Raw genomic sequence first — 19,916 nt, 5'->3', positions numbered from 1 at the left:
TAAATAATAATATCATTATAATCAAAGGAAGTCTTAATGAAGGGTGGAACCATTGTGAAACTGATTGCTATACACTCCGGTACAGATGGCGTAAGGCTGGAGACTACAGAGGGGATTATGCATATCGCTATGTATACGCCGGGCATCGCCAGAATCCGGTATACTCTCAATGCAGAGCTAAGCGGGAAAGAGAGTCTTATGGTGGTGAGCCGCCCGGAGGCAGATAGTGTAGAGTGGAAGGTCACAGATCTGACCGGCCATCTGGAAATATCAACAGCACTGCTTACGATTCAAGTGGACAAACAGACCTGTGCATTCAGCTATAGGGATTCGAATGGCAGACTGCTGACACGGGAGCCGTCCAGAGGCGGCAAGACCCTGGAGCGGACAGAGGTCTATCATACGGTCTTCGATGCTTCGTCCGAGACGGTTGAGACCGGTCAGGGGGCCGATGGTCTGCGCGCGAGAGCCGAAGGGGTCAACCGCAGGCTGGACAGAGAAGCTTGTCATACGAAGCTGGAATTTGAATGGCAGGAAGGTGAAGCCCTGTATGGACTTGGCTCCCACGAAGAAGGGATGATGAACCTCCGGGGCCGGCAGCAATACTTGTACCAGCAGAATATGAAAGCGGTTGTTCCGGTGCTTGTGTCTACGCGCGGCTACGGGATTCTGGTAGATTCCGGGTCGTACATGACCTTCCATGATGATGCCGTTGGCTCCTACCTCTGGAGTGATGTTGATGAAGAAATGAATTATTATTTCATTTACGGGCCGGAGTTCGATCAGATTACCGGGGGAATCCGTTACCTGACCGGAGAAGCGCCAATGCTTCCCAAGTGGTCCTTCGGTTATGTACAGTCCAAGGAAAGGTACATCTCCCAGGCAGAACTCATTGCCACTGTGCAGGAGTATCGTGAGCGGTCGCTTCCCCTTGATTGTATCGTGCTCGACTGGCAGTCCTGGACGGGGAATCTGTGGGGGCAAAAGACCTTCGATCCCGAACGTTTCCCTGACCCCTCGCAGATGATGAACAGCCTGCACGCCATGAATGCCAAGCTCATGGTATCGATCTGGCCGATTATGGGCGCAGGCGGGGCCAACCATGAGGAGATGAACGAACGCGGCTTCCTTCTCGGCAATCAGGCCACCTATGACGCCTTCCGCGCGGAGGCACGCGAATTGTACTGGAAGCAGGCCAATGACGGGCTGTTCTCCCACGGAGTCGATGCCTGGTGGTGCGATTGCACCGAGCCGTTTGAAGCGGACTGGAAGGGAGCGGTGAAGCCGGAGCCAGAGCAGCGCCTGCTGATCAACACCTCGGAATCCAAACGTTATCTCGATCCGGGGCTGATCAATGCCTATTCCATGCAGCACTCCAAAGGTATCTATGAAGGCCAGCGTGCAGCGACCTCAGAGAAACGGGTGATCAATCTGACTCGCTCCGCCTTTGCGGGGCAGCACCGGTACGGCACGATTACATGGTCAGGCGATATCGCCGCCAATTGGGAGACGCTGAGGAAGCAGATTGCCGACGGCCTTAACTTCTGCCTTACAGGTTCTCCGTATTGGACACTGGATATCGGTGCTTTTTTCGTGAAGAAGCAGAAGGAGCAATGGTTCTGGAACGGGGATTATGACGAAGGCGTCGCCGATCTCGGATACCGTGAGCTGTACGTCCGCTGGTTCCAGCTAGGGGCCTTCCTGCCGATGTTCCGTTCCCATGGGACGGATACGCCAAGAGAGGTGTGGCAGTTCGGAGAAGAGGGAGAGCCGATGTACGATACACTTGTGAAATATCTGAAGCTCCGGTACAGGCTGATGCCTTACATCTACTCACTGGCCGGTGCCGTCGCACACCGCAGCTATACCCTGTTCCGGGCGCTAGCCTTCGACTACCGGGAAGATGTGCAGGTCCATTCGATCGGTGACCAGTTCATGTTCGGTCCGGCCTTCATGGTAGCTCCTGTAACGGAGGCAATGTATTACGGTCCCGGCTCGCGTGAGCTTGAGGGAATCAGTAAGCAGCGCAGTGTCTACCTCCCTGCAGGGGAATGGTACGATTACTGGAGCGATGAACGGATGGAAGGCGGCCTGACGATTGAAGCCAAGGCCGACCTGGAGACAATTCCGCTCTTCGTCCGCGCCGGTTCGATTGTTCCACTTGGCCCGGAAGTTCAATATACGGATGAACAGCCGGATGCTGTGATTGGCCTCAAGGTATACGGCGGTAAGGATACGTCCTTCACCCTGTATGAAGATGAAGGGGATAATTACAATTATGAGCACGGCTCCTATTCCATGATCTTGATGACCTGGAGCGAAGCGGACCGTAGCTTAACCATTGGGAAGCGGTCAGGAGAGTATGCCGGTATGCAGGCGGTAAGACAATTTACTGTCGAGATCGCCGGACATGCCGGAAGCTGTATCGTAACTTATGAGGGAGAAGCTGTAACCATCCGGGAAGCAGACCTGCACCTCTGAATTTGAATCCCTCAATGAGTTCTGCTGTTTCTCCGGTAGGCAGCCGGTGTCACTTTGGTAATCCTCTTGAACGTACGGTAGAAATGGGGCATACTCTCGAAGCCGCAGGCCATGGCAATCTGCTCGATCGTGCCGCTGGATTGCAGCAGGCTGTCCTTGGCGGCAAAAATCCGTTTGGTCGCAATGTAATCCGTCACATTCATCCCCAGACGCTGCTTAAAGACCCGGCTGAAGTGGGCCGGAGAGATCGCCGCCCGCCCTGCCAAAGAGGCCAGCTCCAGCGGCTGATCCAGGTGATCGTTGATATAGCTGAGCGCCTCACGGAACCAGTCCGGCAGCAAGGCGCTTGAGGTTTCCGGCTCGGCGGCCTGCGGCAGGCAGTAGCGGTTCAAGTGAAGCAGTGTGAGATGGAGCAGCAGCGTCAGGGCTTGTCCGCCGTCCGGGTGGCTCTGCTCCCGTTCACTGTGGATTGCATCGATATCGTTCTGTAAAATTCCGGCGTGTTCAGGTGATAGGGTATACTTGTACTGCTTGTTCTTCTTGGCAGCGTCAAACAGCTTCAGATAAGCATAGGACTCGCTGTAGGTGTGGTTAAGAACAAGACCCGGGCTGAAAAATACAGCGGAGGAGGTCACCGGCTCCTCGTTGTCGGGAAATCCCCGGTGCACCGTGTTTCCGGGAACAACGATAACGTCGCCCTGGCGCATTTCATAAAAGGTCTGATCAATGAAAAAGCTTCCTTTGCCGCCGTACACGTATATGATTTCGTACCAGTCATGCTGATGGTCGGGCAGCTCGCGCTGCGGGCTTTTGGTTTCCTTGTAGTCCAGAAGCAGAGTGAACGGCATTTCGTTGCCGAAATGCTTGCGGATCGGTTCCATGACGCGGCCTCCTTAGCCAAATCTATCAATTCTTATTCTAATCATATCAAAATAAGGTATAGATTTGTTTGTTTAAGCTATTTTTATTCCTTTATCGGGTGTTTAAAATAAGGTGGAATGGAGGTGCTGTGATGTATATAGATGCTCATCAGCATTATTGGAAGATAGACAGGGACGATTACGGATGGATTACGCCGGACATTCCGGTGCTGTTCCGCGATTATCTGCCCGCCGATCTTGAACCGCATTTGCACAAGCACGGGATTAGCCACACGATTGTGGTACAGGCCGCGCCTACCGTGGAAGAGACGGAATACATCCTGGGACTGAGTGAACAGTCGGATTCCATAGCGGGTGTGATAGGCTGGCTGGACCTTGCGAGTCCGTCCTTCCGTGAGCAATATCAGCAGCTTCGCGGGCACCGGAAGTTCACCGGTCTTCGCGTGATGATCCAGGAGATGGAGGACCCCGGCCTGCTTTTGACCCGTCCATATATAGAAGCGCTCTCATTTCTTGCGGACGAGGATCTACCCGTTGATCTGCTGGTTCTTGCAGATCAGCTTCCGCAGCTTATAGAGCTGCTGGATCGGGTTCCGGGTCTAAGAGGGGTCATCGACCATTTAGCCAAGCCTAAGGTTGCAGCGGGTCAATTAGAGCCGTGGCGAAGCCGGATGTCGGAGATTGCGAAGCACCCAAATATCTGCTGCAAGCTGTCGGGAATGGTAACGGAAGCCGGTCCGGAGGGCTGGACACAGGAGGATTTCACAGCTTATATCCATGCGGTGCTGGAGCTATTCGGACCGGAGCGCGTGATGTTCGGCAGCGATTGGCCTGTATGCCTGATGGCGGCAACCTATGATGAGGTCCTTCAGATCTTGCGCACGGCACTGCAGGAACGGCTGTCGCCGGAAGAGATGGAGCCGGTCTTTGGAGCGAATGCAGTGAGATTTTACAAGTTGGATTCACTATAGTAAGAAGCACTAAAGTGCTGACTCAGCTTCAAGTTCAAATGTTAAGTGCAATATCAAACTACAGGAGGTAGAACGCTATGAAATACAGAAAGCTGGGGAATACAGGGCTGGATGTCTCCGTATTAAGCTACGGGGCATCATCGCTGGGAAGCGTATTCCGGGATGTTCCCAAGGAAGAAGGAATCCGTACGGTTCACACGGCGCTTGATATGGGGATTAACCTCATCGACGTCTCTCCTTACTACGGCCTGACGAAAGCGGAGACCGTTCTGGGAGAAGCGCTGCAGACTGTTCCGCGGGACCGCTACATCCTGAGTACGAAGGCCGGACGTTATGGCTCGGATGAGTTTGATTTCTCCAGAGAGCGGATTATCCGCAGCGCCGAAGAGAGTATGGGCCGTCTGGGAACGGACTATATAGATATTTTGCTGCTGCATGATATTGAATTCGGCTCTCTGGAACAGGTGATGGAAGAGGGGATTCCAGCGCTTGAGGAGTTGAAGCAATCCGGGAAAATCCGTTATTTCGGCGTGACCGGCCTGCCTCTTCCTATCTTCGAGACCGTGTTGTCGCGGACCGCCCTGGATGTCATCCTGTCCTACTGTCACTATTCGCTGAATGACACCACGCTGCTTCAGCTCCTTCCGCTGCTGGAGAGCTGCGGCACAGGACTAATCAATGCCTCGCCTATCTCCATGGGTCTGCTCAGCAACCGTAAAGTGCCTGACTGGCATCCGGCGAGTGCGGAGATCCAGGCCGCGTGTCAGCGTGCCGCCGAATATTGCCGGGACAAGGGAGAGGACATCGCCAAGCTGGCGGTCCAGTTCTCTACTGCGAATGAACAGATTCCGACAACACTTGTAAGCACTGCGACACCGGAGAATATCCGCAACAATATTAAATGGACGGATGAGCCGATGGATGAACAATTACTGGCGGAAGTACGGGACATTCTGAAGCCTGTCGACGGTGCAACCTGGCCGAGCGGCCAGCCGGAGTGGAACGTAGCTCAAGGCCGGAACGGGGAGCGAATATAATGAAGGGAATTATTTGTGAGGAGATCGGGAAGTTCGTATACCGGGAAGATCTGCCGGAGCCGGAGCTTCAGGTCGGAGAAGCCATTGTAAGTATCCGGCGGATCGGAATCTGCGGCACAGACCTGCATGCCTACCGGGGTAATCAGCCATATTTCACTTATCCGCGTGTGCTTGGACATGAGCTGTCCGGGACGATTGAGCGCATTGGCGACAACCCGCAAGGGCTGCGGGCCGGTGATCAGGTAAGTGTGATTCCTTATCTGCATTGCGGGCAATGCCGGGCCTGTCTGAGCGGGAAAACGAACTGCTGTCAGAAAATGAGAGTGTTCGGTGTCCATTTGGACGGCGGAATGCGGGAGCGGGTGAGCTTACCTGTAGGTAATCTATTGAAGACAGACGGACTGACGCTGGATCAGGCGGCCATGCTGGAGCCCCTGGCTATCGGCGCACATGCCGTCCGGCGCTCTGGTCTGGGATCAGGCGATCAGGTGCTGGTTATCGGAGCCGGTCCTATCGGACTGGGCGTGATGGCGATGGCCAGATATGCCGGTGCGAAGGTGATCGCGATGGATGTCAACGATGAACGCCTGGAATTCTGCAAGGGCTGGGCGCAGGCGGAGCATACCGTGAGTGCCTTGCGCGAACCGAAGGAGAAGCTATCCGGGTTGACAGAAGGCAACTTCCTGCCTTATGTCATTGATTCCACCGGCAACATCTCCTCGATGGAGGGGGCCTTTGGCCTGGTTGGCCATGGAGGAACATTGACTTATGTTGGCTTGGTCAAAGGGAATATAACCTTTAATGATCCGGATTTCCATGCGCGGGAAATGACCGTGCAGGGCAGCAGAAATGCGACCCGGGAGGATTTTGAACAGGTGATTCGGGCCATTACTGACGGTTATATTGATGTAGACAGCTATATTTCCCACCGCTGCTCATTCGAAGATATGACCGGCCAGTTCGAGAGCTGGCTGAATCCGGAGTCCAAGGTAATTAAGGCACTGGTGGAGCTGGATTAAATGCGAAGGAGCGGAATAAGCGATGACAAGCATGGAACAGAGCCAGCGGTTATGGTACAGTGAACCGGCGCAGGAATGGAATGAGGCGTTGCCGATTGGCAACGGGCGTCTCGGAGCCATGATCTTCGGCAGGGTAGCCGAGGAGAAGCTGCAGCTCAATGAGGATTCCGTATGGTACGGAGGTCCACGTGACCGCAACAACGAAGACGCGCTGCCTCATCTGCCCAAGCTCCGCAAGCTGATCCTTGAGGGGAAGCTGAAGGAGGCGGAGGAACTCGCCGCGATGACGATGACGGGGCTGCCGGAAGCGCAGCGCCATTATCTGCCGCTGGGCGAGCTGCTGCTGTCGTTCGGCGGGCATGAGCAGCCGGCTGCGGATTATAGACGGGAGCTTGATTTGGAGCGCGGCGTATCCCGGGTGAGCTATTCAACCGGAGGGGTCCGGTATACCCGTGAGCTGTTTGCGAGCTTCCCGGATCAGGCCATAGTGGTTCGGTTGACCTCCGACCGGAAGAATGGAATATCTCTGAAGGCGAGATTCAACCGTCACAACTGGAGATACCTGGAGAAGACGGAGAAGTGGCAGGACCATGGACTCGTGATGGGCGGAGAATGCGGAGGCCGAGGAGGCAGCTCCTTCGCTGCCGTACTGAAGGCAGTTACGGAAGACGGCACCTGCCGCAACATCGGAGAATATCTGCTTGTGGAGGGGGCAAGCTCGGTTACGCTGCTCCTTGCCGCAGGAACCACATTCCGCCATCCCGATCCGGCGCTGCACGCCAAAAGGCAGCTTGAAGAACTGAGCCGGGTCTCTTATGAAGAGCTGCTGGCACGTCATGTTGCGGATTACCGCGGCTTGTATGGGCGGGTTGAACTGACGCTCCCGGAGAACCCGCAGCTACACGGGCTGTCGACCGGCGAACGGCTAAAGCGGTTTCAGCAGGGGGAGGAGGATCACGGGCTGCTCACAACCTATTTCCAGTATGGCCGTTATTTGCTGATTTCCTCCAGCCGTCCAGGTTCCTTGCCAGCGAATCTGCAGGGAATCTGGAATGACAGCTTCACCCCGGCCTGGGACAGCAAATTCACGATCAATATCAACGCGCAAATGAATTACTGGCCTGCTGAAATCTGCAATCTTGCAGAATGCCATGAGCCACTGTTCGATTTGATTGAACGGCTGCGGGAGCCGGGACGGGTGACGGCCAGGGTGATGTACGGCTGCGGAGGCTTCACGGCACATCACAATACGGACATCTGGGCGGATACCGCTCCGCAGGATTCCTATCTGCCGGCGTCCTTCTGGCCGCTGGGCGCGGCCTGGCTGTGCTTGCATATGTGGGAACATTACCAGTTCAGCCAGGACCGTTATTATCTGGTTCAGGCGTACGATACCATGAAGGAGTCTGCGCAATTCCTGCTGGATTATCTCATAGAGGATGAGGCTGGCCGGTTGATTACCTGCCCGTCCGTCTCGCCGGAGAATACGTATCAACTGCCTGGCGGGGAATCGGGTGTGCTGTGCGCCGGGGCCTCCATGGACTTCCAGATCATTGAAGCGTTGTTCAAGGCCTGCATCCGCAGTGCGGAAATTATCGGCCGGGATGAGGCGTTCCGCGAAGAACTGCTCTCTGCGCTGGAGCATCTGCCTGGACCGCAAATCGGGAAATACGGCCAGATTCAGGAGTGGATGGAGGATTACGAAGAGGTGGAGCCGGGACACCGTCATATCTCCCATCTGTTCGCCTTATACCCCGGGGATGCCTTCACGGTGGAGCATACGCCGGAGCTGGCGGCAGCAGCCCGGACTACACTGGAGCGCAGACTTGCAAGCGGCGGCGGACACACCGGCTGGAGCCGGGCCTGGATCATTAACTTCTGGGCCAGACTGCAGGATGAGAGCAAAGCCTACACGAATGTAAGGGCATTGCTGGAGCATTCGACCCTGCCTAATCTGTTCGATAACCATCCGCCGTTCCAGATTGACGGGAATTTCGGAGGAACCGCGGGAATTGCCGAGATGCTGCTGCAGAGTCACACGGATCGCATCAGACTGCTGCCCGCGCTGCCTGCAAGCTGGAGTGAGGGCAGTGTGAAGGGTCTGCGGGCAAGAGGCGGCTATACCCTTGACTTCACGTGGGCCGATGGACTCGTTACGGAAGTGGTAGTATCATGTACCGTATCCGGTCCATGCCGGATCGAAGGCCCGGGTCTGGATTCCGTTTCGTTCACAGGGGAAGCGGGAAGCTCTTATACGTTTACCCGGTAAGCATGAACCGGAAGCTGCCAGAGTGGATGTTTATGGAAGATTGCGGTAACAGGATACTGACAGAGTGGATGATTATATAAGACTGTGGAAACAGGATATGGACAGAGTGGATGATTATAGAAGACTGCGGGAATAAGATGCGGACAGAGTGGATGTTTATATAAGATTGTGCTGGGGATTGGCGCATTTGCGCCAATCCTTTTCTGTGTTTGTGCAGGAAATTCTGCTTATAAAATAGACCCGCCGAAAGTCGGAAATGCGCAGGAATGAAGGGGATAAATCCCACTAATTCCGCCGAAAGTGGGCGATAGGAAGAAATGAGGAGCAAAAGTGCCCCTGATTCCGCCGAAAGTGGGCGATAGGAAGAAATGAGGAGCAAAAGTGCCCCTGAATCCGCCGAAAGTGGGCGATAGGAAGAAATGAGGAGCAAAAGTGCCCCTGATTCCGCCGAAAGTGGGCGATAGGAAGAAATGAGGAGCAAAAGTGCCCCTGATTCCGCCGAAAGTGGGCGATAGGAAGAAATGAGGAGCAAAAGTGCCCCTGAATCCGCCGAAAGTGGGCGATAGGAAGAAATGAGGAGCAAAAGTGCCCCTGATTCCGCCGAAAGTGGGCGATAGGAGGTAACGTCAAGAAGTTTGTGTAAGAGAGTAAAAGTACCTCCCCGGGTTACGGGTTGGGGTGCAGGTGTTTCTGGGGGTCGGGGTTCCCCCGACCCCCAGAAACTGGATTCATTCGCTATTCTTCTTCCGGTGTAGGTAAGGAAGGGTAGCGTGCTTCAAATAGCTCGGTTAGCTTCTTTTTGACGGTTTCCATCCCAAAGCCAGGAACGACCCGCTGCGCATGACGTTCATTGTAGTCGAGCATTTCCAGATACACGATTTTCTCAGCGGCATCCATATTGGTCAAACTGTTCATCGGTTTAAGCCGTTTGCGGATTTCCTTGTTCATTCGCTCAATCGGATTCGACGTGTAGATCGCTTTGCGGATGGGCTCCGGGTACTTGTAGAACGTCAGCAGCGTGGATAACTGTTCTTCCCAGGACTTCATTTCCTTCGAATACAGCTTGCCCCACTTCGCTTTGACCGTATCAAAGTTAGCCCGAGCCACGACCTCATCCGGCGCGGTATACACCGTCTTCAGGGCTTCCAGGACATCGGTTTTGTGCTCGATCCGGATTTTGGGGAACGTGGCCCGCACCTTGTGCACCACACAATGCTGCACATCCGCCTGCGGGTACGTCTCTTTAAACGCCGCATCCAGCCCGGGAAGTCCGTCAAACACACCCAGCAACACTTCCTGGGCTCCACGGTCGTACAAGTCTTTCAGCACCTCCCGCCAGCCGTTCGAACTCTCTTGACCGCCGACGTAGAACCCGAGGATTTGACGTTGTCCCTCTTCGTCAATCCCCATCGCAAAATAAACCACCTCGCCACGGACCGTCCCCCGTTTGAGCTTCACGTACAGCCCATCCAGGTAGATCACAGAATAGCGCTTGCTCAGTGGTCGTTTCTGCCACTGGTGGATATCGTCCAGGACGGTAGCGGTAATGTTGCTGACGGTCGTTGGAGAGTAATGGCTCCCAAACATGCTTTCAATAAATCGGGCCACATCCCGCGTCCCCATGCCGGACTTGTACATCTGGATCACGGCTTCCTCCAGCCAACCGTCCCGCCGCTGGTACGGCTCAAACATCTGAGTTTGGAACAATCCTTGACGGTCGCGGGGGACCTCCAGGTCCTCCAGATTGCCGTATTTCGTGTGCAAGTTTCGGGTGTAGTATCCGTTACGGCTATTGCGTGTACCTGCTTCTTCGCTCGCCATGAACGCCTGCATTTCAGCACGCATGATGGACTCCAAGTTGTCTTTCACAAACTCTTTAACAAGTTTTTCAAATAGATTATTCAGTGAACTTTCGGGTAAAATAGTCATTGGTAGGGTTCCTCCTTGGTGGTTTCGCAATCCCGAGGATACCCTACTTTTTTGTTGCCTGACTAGGCTCCAAATACTGGTACACAACTTATTTTACGCCATCCGATAGGAAGAAATGAGGAGCAAAAGTGCCCCTGATTCCGCCGAAAGTGGGCGATAGGAGGAAATGAAGAGCAAAAGTGCCCCTCAATCCGCCCGATATGCGCAGGCAAAAGAATGGTGTAAACTATCTATCTTGTTGTTCATTTTTAGCTGCAGCCGTGTAATCGCCAGCGGGTACATTAGTTCATGTTAAATACCGGGAGCGGCTTATCAACCGCTGGCTGCTCCTGTGCGAAAGAACGGAAATTCAGTTGCCGCGCAGCAAGCAAGCGTTTTCTTTTAATCGAATTTTCGGGGGGGAAGTACTATAGTTTATGAATTGTAAGCGCATTCTGAAAACGTATAATTAGAGATGTCAACAAGAGAATTTATAAGCATAAGCGATTAGCCAAAAAGGGGAGGCATAACAACATGCACAAAACGGCAAAACGTTCAGCCAAGGCCGCGGCAGCCGGTGTATTAGCACTCACACTGGCACTTACAGGCTGTGGTTCTGGCAACAACAACAACAACAGCAACACCGGAGGCAAAGATAACGCCAGTGGAGGAAACGCCAGTCCGGCAGCGGCCGGAGACGACAATGCTCCGGTAACATTCTCGGTATTTATGAGCGGTCCCGGGCAGCAGCCTACGCCTGACAACAAAATTCTCAAACTGATGAAGGACAAAACCGGGGTCAGCTTCAACATGGAATTCCTGGTCGGCGACCTGCAGCAGAAGCTGGGCGTCATGATTGCCGGAGGAGACTATCCGGACATCATGTCAGGGGACGACAAGCTGATCAATGCCAAAGCTTACATTCCGCTTGAGGATCTGATTGAGAAGTACGCGCCCAACCTGAAGAAGCATTATGCCGATGTGTGGAACCAAATCAAGGATGAGAGTGACGGCCACATCTACGTACTGCCAAGCTATGGCGTATATCAAGGTAAAATTACAGAACCGACTTACCAGGGACCAGGCTTCTGGCTGCAAAAGAAGGTACTGGAGGAAATGGGATATCCAACGCCTAAGACACTTGATGAATATTTCGATATCATTGCCAAATATAAAGAAAAACACCCGGATGTCATCGGGTTCGAATCGCTTAACTTCGACTGGCGTGTGTTCCCGCTGCAGAATGCGCCTGAGCATCTGTCAGGACATCCGAATGACGGAGCGGTGGTCGTAGACAACAATGTAGCGCAGATTTTTGCCGACAAGGATATGGCCAAGGACTACTACAAGAAGCTTAACGAGATTAACGCTCAAGGGCTGATGGACAAGGAAGCGTTCGTGCAGAACTATGACCAGTACCTGGCCAAGATCGCAAGCGGCAAGGTTGTGGGTATGTTTGACCAGCACTGGAACTTCCAGGATGGCGAGACTTCCCTGATCTCCCAGGGCAAAATCGAAGATACGTACATCGGCTTCCCTCTGCTCTATCCGGGTGCTGAGGAGTGGTACCGTGACCGCGGAGCGGTCGGCACCAACCGCGGCTTCGGCATTTCGATCAATGCCAAAGACCCTGAGCGCATTATCAAATTCTGGGATCAGATGATCACTGAGGAATGGCAGAAGACGATCCAATGGGGAGTCAAGGGTGAGGATTATGAAGTGAATGCGGACGGTTCGTTCTACCGGACACCGGAACAACGGGCAAACGCAGACAAGACAAGCTGGCAGGTAGCTAACAAAATCACAGGTATGCACGGTTATATGCCTAAGATTCAAGGTACGTACAGCGATGGAAATGCAGCAGATCCGGGTACGCAGCCACAGGAATTCTTCGACAGCCTGAAGCCGTATGACCAGAAGATTCTGAAGGCGTACAACAAGAAATCCTGGTCTGAATTCTTCAAGGAACCCAAAGAGAACTATATCTACTTCCCGGCTTACTCCATCGTGCTTAAGGATGGTTCGCCAGCTCAGCTTGCACAGTCCAAGCTGAATGACCTTCAGGTTAAATTCCTGCCCAAAGCCATTATGGCCAGTCCGGCAGAGTTCGAAGGCGTATGGCAGGATTATGTGGACAAAATCCACAAGCTGGACATCAAGGCCTACGAAGACCGGATGAATGAAGGCATCCAGCAGCGTATCGAAAAATGGAGCGTCAAGTAAGCGGCACTAAGGCTTGAAACGGAGCGGGAAATGAACTTTCCCGCTCTTCCTAAATAGGAGTGGAGAGAACGATTACACAGGAGGGAATACTACATGTCTGATGCCGTACTGGACAAACAGGTCAAGAAACAGAAGACCCGTAGAAGCAAAGTCGATCCGGAAATCGGTGTGAGCCTCAGCTGGAAGACACTAAAGATACAGAAACAGCTTATTTTCATGTCTGTGCCGATTGCCATCTATCTAATTATTTTTAACTATGTTCCCGTTTGGGGCTGGATTATGGCCTTTCAGAATTACCGCCCGGCGCTGTCCTTCGGCCAGCAGGAGTGGGTAGGCTTTCAGCAGTTCAAATTCTTATTCTCCGATGAGACCTTCATGCTGGTGCTGCGCAACACGGTTGCCATGAGCTTCATCAATCTGGTCCTCGGCACGGTAACGGCGATCGGCCTGGCTTTGCTGTTGAATGAGATCAGAGCCAAGTTCTTCAAGCGTATCGTCCAGTCAATTTCATATTTGCCGCACTTTCTATCCTGGGTTATCGCAGCGGGTATTGTCGCTACCTCCCTGTCCATTGATGACGGGATTGTCAATGTCATTCTAATGAAGCTTCACCTGATTAAAGAACCGATTATGTGGCTCAGTGAAGGCAAGTATTTCTGGGGTATTGTCGGGGCTTCCAACGTGTGGAAAGAAGTCGGCTGGGGCACAATTATCTATCTGGCCGCGATTACCTCCATTGACCCTTCCCTGTATGAGGCAGCATCCATCGACGGCGCTACGCGTCTGCAAAAAATGCGTTTTGTCACTCTTCCGGGAATTAAAGCAACCTTTGTTATTCTGCTGATTATGAATATTGGACATATTCTGGATGCCGGCTTTGAGCTTCAGTACTTGCTCGGCAACGGTCTTACTATAGACTATTCGCAGACCATAGATATCTTCGTCATTAAGTACGGGATCTCTATGGGGAACTATTCTCTGGCTACGGCAGCAGGGATCTTCAAGACCATCGTCAGTGTTGTTCTCGTATTCATGGCCAACTATACTGCCAAACGTCTCGGCGAAGAGCGATTAATCTAAAGGAGGAAGCCCTTATGAAAGCTGTAGCAAAAGGATCAAGCCGCTTAGAGCCGGTTGTGTTTCATACACTGAACTCGCTGTTCATGCTCTTTGTGGTTGCTGTAACCCTATATCCATTCCTCCACACGATGGCTGTTTCGTTCAACGACGGCAGTGACACGCTGGCCGGTGGAATCTATCTCTGGCCCCGTTCGTGGACGCTGGAGAACTACAAGGCGGTCTTTGTTTCAGGGACGATCTACCATGCCGCATTTATCTCGGTATCCCGCACGGTAATCTCAACGCTGCTCGGTGTTTTTCTCACCACTATGCTGGCTTATTCATTGGCGCAGCCACAATATATTTTCCGCAAAAAAATCGGCCTGCTGTTCATCCTGACCATGTATTTCAATGCCGGCCTGATTCCGAACTACTTCCTGATCAAGAATATGGGCCTGCTTCATAGCTTCATGGTCTATATCCTTCCGAGTCTGGTCAGCGCATTCAACCTGATCATTATGCGGACCTATATCCGCGGTCTTCCATTCAGTCTAACTGAATCGGCGAAGATCGACGGGGCGGGGGATTTCCGGATTTTCTGGAAAATCATCTTCCCGCTGTGTACCCCTGTACTGGCAACAGTTGCATTATTCATTGCAGTAGGCTCATGGAATGCCTGGTTCGATACCTTCCTCTATGCTTCCTCGGATATTAAACTAAGCACACTGCAATATGAAATGATGAAGCTGCTGGGTTCCACGATGAGCACGAACAACGATCCTTCCATGCTTGCGGGAGGCCAGAATAATCAGGTGCAGGCTTTGGTTACACCGGCTTCCATCCGTTCCGCGATTACGATCGTTACGGCTGTCCCGATTTTGTTCGTCTACCCTTTCTTACAGAAGTATTTCGTGGTAGGGTTAAACCTGGGAAGTGTGAAAGAATAATTGTCAGTTAGAATTATATAAGAAAAATATGGATAATATAACCGTTTCGGGTGAAGCCGAAGCGGTTTCTCCTGTTCAATACTGGTGAGCCTTGCAGAACTCCAATACTTAAATAAAGAGGGTGATCCAATGCTTAAGGTACTGTTTGCCGACGATGAGCCGCTTATGCTGGAAGGGCTGCGATTCCTGGTAGACTGGGAGATATTAAACTTTGAAGTATGCGGTGAGGCTCTGGATGGGGAGGACGCGCTGGAGCTGATTCACAGTACCCGTCCTGATCTGGTGATAACCGATGTGCGTATGCCGGTCATCGACGGCCTTGAACTGATAAAGAGAGCTTCTGAGAGCGTTTTCCGGCCCAAGTTTATTATCTTCAGCGGCTATGCCGACTTTGAGTATGCCAAGCGGGCGCTTAAGTACGGGGTATCCAACTATTTGACCAAACCCCTGGATGAGAAGGAGCTGACGGAGGCGCTGCAGAGGGTAACCGACCAAATCCATCAGGAGCGGAAGGTGTCCTCACGGCGTGAAGCTCTTTCGGCTCTGATGCAGGCGGATACGGTATCCCGGCTCCTGATGAGGGAGAACACAGAAGAGGAGCTGCAGAAGGGGCTGAATAGCCTTGGAATCCCCCCCGCCTCGCGGATATGCTGTATACTGGTCCATGGAACAGCGCCGGACAGCGTTCACTTGCGTGAGCAGGTCTCTTCCATGGGCGGCAAGGAGCCGCTTCGCAGCCTGAGCGTCTATCCGTTCACCGCAGGAAGCGGAAAGCATGGATATTTGCTGGTCTCCCCGCAGGAAGGGCCGGAGCTTGACCCGGCTATGCTCACAAGCTGGATGGATGAAATAAGACCTTTGTACAGCACACCGGTCTGTTTCACAGCAAGCCTTCAGCCTCACGGACCGGAGGCTCTGAATTCGGCTTATCAAGAGGCGCTGGCTGCTGATCTCTGCAGGCCGGATGCCCCGGAGAGTGAAGCCGCCGGCTCCTTTGAGAAGCAGGATAAGACTCAGATGGCGATGCTTCCGGCAGAGCTGAGAAGATCGCTGCTGCAAGCCGTCACTGAAGGGAAGCTTGAGCACCTGAGCGGGCAACTCCGCGTTGTGTTCAATATATTCTCGGCGGAGGTGGCTTCAAGCTCATGGATCGACGCTTTTCTGGCCAATATCAAAGCAGAGCTGCTTCGTGAAATTACCGCCAAAGGGGGAGATTATGCGCAGTGGGTGAAAAAATGGTTCCCGTCCCGGTATACAGCCAGCTGTCTGCCCCTGCTGGAACGGCAGACGGAGGAGGAGCTGTGCGAAGCCGCTGAGTGGTTCGCTGCGGCTGCGGACGGCAGGCAGGAGGACCAGATCGTGTCCGCTGCGATAGAATATGTCCGCGGACATTACCAGGAGAAGCTGAAGCTGCAGGATATTGCGAAAATTCTGCATGTGAATTCCGCTTACCTGGGACAACGGTTCAGGAAGCATTGTGGCAGCTCTTTTAACGACTATCTCCATGAATACCGTATTGAAGAAGCCAAGAAGCTGCTGCGCCGGACCGATATGTGCATTTCCGATATCTCATGCCGGGTGGGCTATTCAGACGCTGATGTGTTCGCTGCCAAGTTCAAGACGCTTAACGGCGTTACGCCTACCACATACAAGAAGAGCTAAATCAAGGGGGAGGAGGGGACTTGCATGAAGCATAAACGGAAGCCGTCTGCCTTCATCAATGATATTCCGCTCAAATACAAGTTTTTGTTTATCTACTTACTGTGTGTTCTCGTCCCCATACTCAGCATCAACGCCCTTTTTTATGTACAGATCAGCCGCAACGTGGAAGTACGGGAGAGGGAGAATCTGGGGATTTCGGTAGACCGGGTGGTCTATGATCTGATGCAGATCGTGAATGAATGTGTGGCGATCAGCAATACGGTGGCTGCAGACCGGCCCTATATGGAAATGATGGATTATGCCTACCCGGATAATGAGGCTTATTATGATGCCTATAACGATTTTCTCAAGGACAAGCTACGGCAGTACAGCAATCTCCACTCCTATATTTACTGGATGGGCATATATACCTCCAATCCGACGATCCAGAATGGCAGCAGCTATTTCATTCTGTCAGACAAGGATAAGCAGAGTGAATGGTACCGAAAAATATCAAGCAGCACAGACAAGGTGCTTCTAACCTCCTATCAGGGGACCAACCCGCTTAATCCGCCCCAGCAGGAGGTGTTTGTCAGCCTGATCCGCAAGCTGGATAACTTTACGGGCCAGCCCTACAATAAGTATTTGCGGATTGATCTGCGGCTGAACAATGTGCAGGAGCTGTTCCAGAAGGAGCGTGATTACCTGAATTTCAAGCTGATGGATGAGAAGAACCGGATCGTGCTTGCATCGGGCCAATCCTTCTACTCGCTGGATGCCAATGCTCTGCTGAATGTGGACACGAGCCTGGATCAGCCTTCAGAGCAGATTGACCGTACGCTCAGCAGTGCAGCCTACACAAAGGGCTGGCGGCTGGTCGGAACTCCGGAGGGCCGGAAGGTGAATCATGAAATGGTCCATGCGCTAAGGGTCTCACTGATTCTTGCTCTATTAACTATAATCCTCCCTACCCTGCTCATGATTGTGATTATAAGGTCCTATAATCTGCGGGTCAGATTGCTCTACAAGCATATGAAGCTGGTCAAATATGAACAGTTCGAGAGCATTGATATGTATGAGGGGAAGGATGAAATCGGCGGACTGATCCGCAGCTTCAATCTGATGACCGGGAAAATCCGCAATCTGATCAATGATGTCTATAAGCTGGAGATTCAGAAGAAGGACCTGGAGCTTGAACGGGTACGGGCAGAGCTCAAATATCTGGAAAGCCAGGTGGACCCTCATTTCCTCTTCAATACGCTGAATGCCATATTGGTCATTTGCAAGAAATATAAGTATGAACAAGTCACGGATGTCATCCGCAATCTGGCTCTGATTATGCGCAGGCTGCTAAGCTGGAAGGATGACCTTATTACCGTAGAGGAAGAAGTCTCTTTTATCGAAATGTATCTGCAGATTGAGAAGTTCCGCTTTCAGAACCGGTTCTCTTATGTAATTGATATTGAGCCTGAGGTGCTGAAATGCCGGATTCCCAAGATGAGCATACAGGCATTGGTGGAGAATTCCTGCAAGCATGGCCTGCAGTCGGTCAAATGGGCCAGGAAAATCCACGTGTCCGCTGCGAGGGATGACGCAGGTCTGCTGATCGTAGTGACGGACAATGGCAAGGGAATCGAGAAGGAGAAGCTGGAATGGATCAAGTCCCATCTGGAAACGGAGCAGGATTCCGGACAAAATGTCGGGCTTCGCAATGTGTATAAACGCTTGATGTTGTACTATAACGGCAGAGCCAAGTTCAGCATTGAGAGCACCGAATATGAACAGACGGTCATTACCATCCGGATTCCCGAGGACTTGAGCCTGGATCTGATAGTGGAGGGATCTCATGTATAAAGTGGTACTCGCGGATGATGAAACCATCGCATTAGAGGGTTTACGGACGCAGACGGATTGGGAAGAGCTGGGCTTTGAAATCTGCGGGGCCTGCGAGAATGGGGAGGAAGCGTTGGCTGCGATTGTACAAAACTCGCCCGATCTAGTGATTACCGATATCCGTATGCCCGGGATCGACGGGCTGGAGCTGATAGGGCGCGTGTGCAGCCTTCAGATGGAGCAGCCGATCTTCATCGTGCTTAGCGGCTACGGCGAATTTGAATATGCTAGAACTGCCATTCGTTATGGGGTAAGACACTATCTGCTGAAGCCGGTCGTTGAGGCCGAATGGGATAAGGTGCTTACAGACATTACGGATGAGCTGGAGCTGCGTGTTAAGCAGAGGATGCAGCAGAGTATGCTGGCGAGCCGGCTGCTGCCACTGGCGATTGCGCGCATGCTTGAGGGTCACTGGGCCGAGCCTGAAGAGGAGGCGGCGGAGCAGATGGACCGTCTGGATGAGACCGTCACGGGCTGGACGTATCTGCATGTGGAGGGACATAGCAGCAATATCTCAGAGCTGTGCCGGGAGCTCGCCGGACCAGCAGGTGCCCTGTTCATTGACCTGCCAGGCGATCAAGCCGGGCTCGTTGTGGAGAGCGCGGAAGCGGCGGCAGGGCTGTCGGAGCAGCTATGTGCCGGGCTGACCCTCAGCGGTGTGAAGGGCTCCGTAAGCATCGGGCCAAGTGTGCGGTCACTGCGCGAGCTGCCTGTCTCCTACAGGGAAGCGGCAGGGGCTGCGGCCCGCCACTACTTCTATTCGGGCGGGAGCAGTCCGGTGGATTCGGCTATTGAAGGCGAGGGCCAGGTGAACTACAATCTCCCTGCCACGGAGTTGATTGAGGAAATGATAAGCGCTGTGGAAAGGCTGCAGGAGAAGAAGGTTCTGGAGAAGCTGAACGAGATGTTTGGCGTGTTCAAGGAGAACCGGACAGATCCGGGAGTCGTTCAGATGACGAGCATGGATATCATGCTGAGAAGCATGGAATTGCTGAAGGAATTCGGCGGAGTGGATGATCAGTGGAGCGGCACGCTTGATTGTTTCAGAACTGAGCCCAAATCGCTGGAAGCCCTGCAAGCCACCCTTCAGAACGTACTGGAAACGTGTATGAATTCTATCCGGCAGCACAAGGAACGCAACTCCGAGCATCCGCTTATCCGCGTAGAATGCTTCTTGAGGGATCATTATTCCAGGCATTTGACTGTCAAAGAGGTTGCCGAGCATTTCTATATCAATCCGGTGTACCTGGGTCAGGCCTTCATCAAAAAGCATGGGATCAGCATTCTGGAGTACATTCACAATCTGCGTATAGAAGCAGCCAAGAAGCGGCTGATCGAAACTCACGACACCGTCAGAAGCATTGTGGAGAGTGTGGGGTATGTGCACTATCATCATTTCCTGAGAGAGTTCGAGAAGCGGACGGCACTCAAGCCGGTAGCATTCCGGGAACAGGCCCAATCTGAACAAGGCTAGGGCATCCATTTATTTATTAGGGTCCAAGTCTTTACTATGGTGATGGTAAACGCATTCAAATCCGTTATGATAGAGATAGCTGTCCTAAAATTGTGATTCACAGGAGGTTAGAA

The 19,916-nt window shown here is 52.8% G+C and carries 13 protein-coding genes; 11 read left to right on the top strand and 2 right to left on the bottom strand.

Annotation, left to right across the window (positions count from 1 at the left end):
* The first annotated feature begins 36 nt into the window (after positions 1-36).
* Positions 37-2,481, top strand: coding sequence for a glycoside hydrolase family 31 protein (locus tag MKZ24_RS25570; RefSeq protein WP_340788076.1), 2,445 nt, complete (start codon positions 37-39; stop codon positions 2,479-2,481).
* An 11-nt stretch (positions 2,482-2,492) separates the two neighbouring features.
* Here MKZ24_RS25570 and MKZ24_RS25565 read toward each other — a convergent pair whose 3' ends face one another.
* Entirely contained in the window at positions 2,493-3,362 is an 870-nt protein-coding gene (locus MKZ24_RS25565; RefSeq protein WP_042235159.1) for an AraC family transcriptional regulator, read from the bottom strand.
* Positions 3,363-3,493: 131 nt separating this feature from the next.
* Here MKZ24_RS25565 and MKZ24_RS25560 point away from each other — a divergent pair, with 131 nt between their 5' ends.
* From MKZ24_RS25560 to MKZ24_RS25545, 4 genes are all read left to right on the top strand, one after another.
* On the top strand, positions 3,494-4,333 hold the full coding sequence (locus tag MKZ24_RS25560) for an amidohydrolase family protein (protein WP_042235161.1): 840 nt from the start codon (positions 3,494-3,496) through the stop codon (positions 4,331-4,333).
* Positions 4,334-4,410: 77 nt separating this feature from the next.
* The gene (locus tag MKZ24_RS25555; RefSeq protein ID WP_340788071.1) at positions 4,411-5,370 is read left to right on the top strand and encodes an aldo/keto reductase; all 960 of its coding nucleotides are present in this window, start codon (positions 4,411-4,413) and stop codon (positions 5,368-5,370) included.
* The gene (locus MKZ24_RS25550; RefSeq protein WP_042235165.1) at positions 5,370-6,389 is read left to right on the top strand and encodes a zinc-binding alcohol dehydrogenase family protein; all 1,020 of its coding nucleotides are present in this window, start codon (positions 5,370-5,372) and stop codon (positions 6,387-6,389) included. The genes MKZ24_RS25555 and MKZ24_RS25550 overlap by 1 nt, the downstream gene beginning before the upstream one ends.
* Positions 6,390-6,420: 31 nt before the next feature.
* A complete protein-coding gene (locus tag MKZ24_RS25545) occupies positions 6,421-8,658 on the top strand; it encodes a glycoside hydrolase family 95 protein (RefSeq protein ID WP_445324199.1) in 2,238 nt (745 codons plus the stop codon).
* Positions 8,659-9,393: 735 nt separating this feature from the next.
* On the opposite strand, the gene MKZ24_RS25540 is transcribed toward MKZ24_RS25545, so the two are convergent.
* Positions 9,394-10,587: an IS256 family transposase gene (locus MKZ24_RS25540; RefSeq protein ID WP_340788064.1), complete on the bottom strand. Its 1,194-nt coding sequence runs from the start codon at positions 10,585-10,587 to the stop codon at positions 9,394-9,396.
* Between the two features lie 513 nt (positions 10,588-11,100).
* Between MKZ24_RS25540 and MKZ24_RS25535 the strand changes: the two genes are divergently transcribed.
* From MKZ24_RS25535 to MKZ24_RS25510, 6 genes are all read left to right on the top strand, one after another.
* The gene (locus MKZ24_RS25535) at positions 11,101-12,789 is read left to right on the top strand and encodes an extracellular solute-binding protein (RefSeq protein ID WP_340788061.1); all 1,689 of its coding nucleotides are present in this window, start codon (positions 11,101-11,103) and stop codon (positions 12,787-12,789) included.
* A 93-nt stretch (positions 12,790-12,882) separates the two neighbouring features.
* A complete protein-coding gene (locus MKZ24_RS25530) occupies positions 12,883-13,869 on the top strand; it encodes an ABC transporter permease (protein ID WP_052416259.1) in 987 nt (328 codons plus the stop codon).
* 14 nt (positions 13,870-13,883) lie between these two features.
* A complete protein-coding gene (locus MKZ24_RS25525; RefSeq protein WP_340788058.1) occupies positions 13,884-14,795 on the top strand; it encodes a carbohydrate ABC transporter permease in 912 nt (303 codons plus the stop codon).
* Positions 14,796-14,924: 129 nt separating this feature from the next.
* Positions 14,925-16,457: a response regulator transcription factor gene (locus MKZ24_RS25520; RefSeq protein WP_340788055.1), complete on the top strand. Its 1,533-nt coding sequence runs from the start codon at positions 14,925-14,927 to the stop codon at positions 16,455-16,457.
* 24 nt (positions 16,458-16,481) lie between these two features.
* Positions 16,482-18,290, top strand: a complete 1,809-nt coding sequence (locus MKZ24_RS25515) for a sensor histidine kinase (RefSeq protein WP_340788053.1) — start codon at positions 16,482-16,484, stop codon at positions 18,288-18,290.
* Positions 18,283-19,803: a response regulator transcription factor gene (locus MKZ24_RS25510; RefSeq protein ID WP_042235177.1), complete on the top strand. Its 1,521-nt coding sequence runs from the start codon at positions 18,283-18,285 to the stop codon at positions 19,801-19,803. The genes MKZ24_RS25515 and MKZ24_RS25510 overlap by 8 nt, the downstream gene beginning before the upstream one ends.
* Positions 19,804-19,916 lie beyond the last annotated feature (113 nt).

The organism is Paenibacillus sp. FSL R7-0297 (assembly GCF_038009025.1).
In the GTDB taxonomy this organism is placed as follows: Bacteria; Bacillota; Bacilli; order Paenibacillales; family Paenibacillaceae; genus Paenibacillus_AQ.
This window is presented reverse-complemented; position numbering and strand designations above follow the sequence as displayed.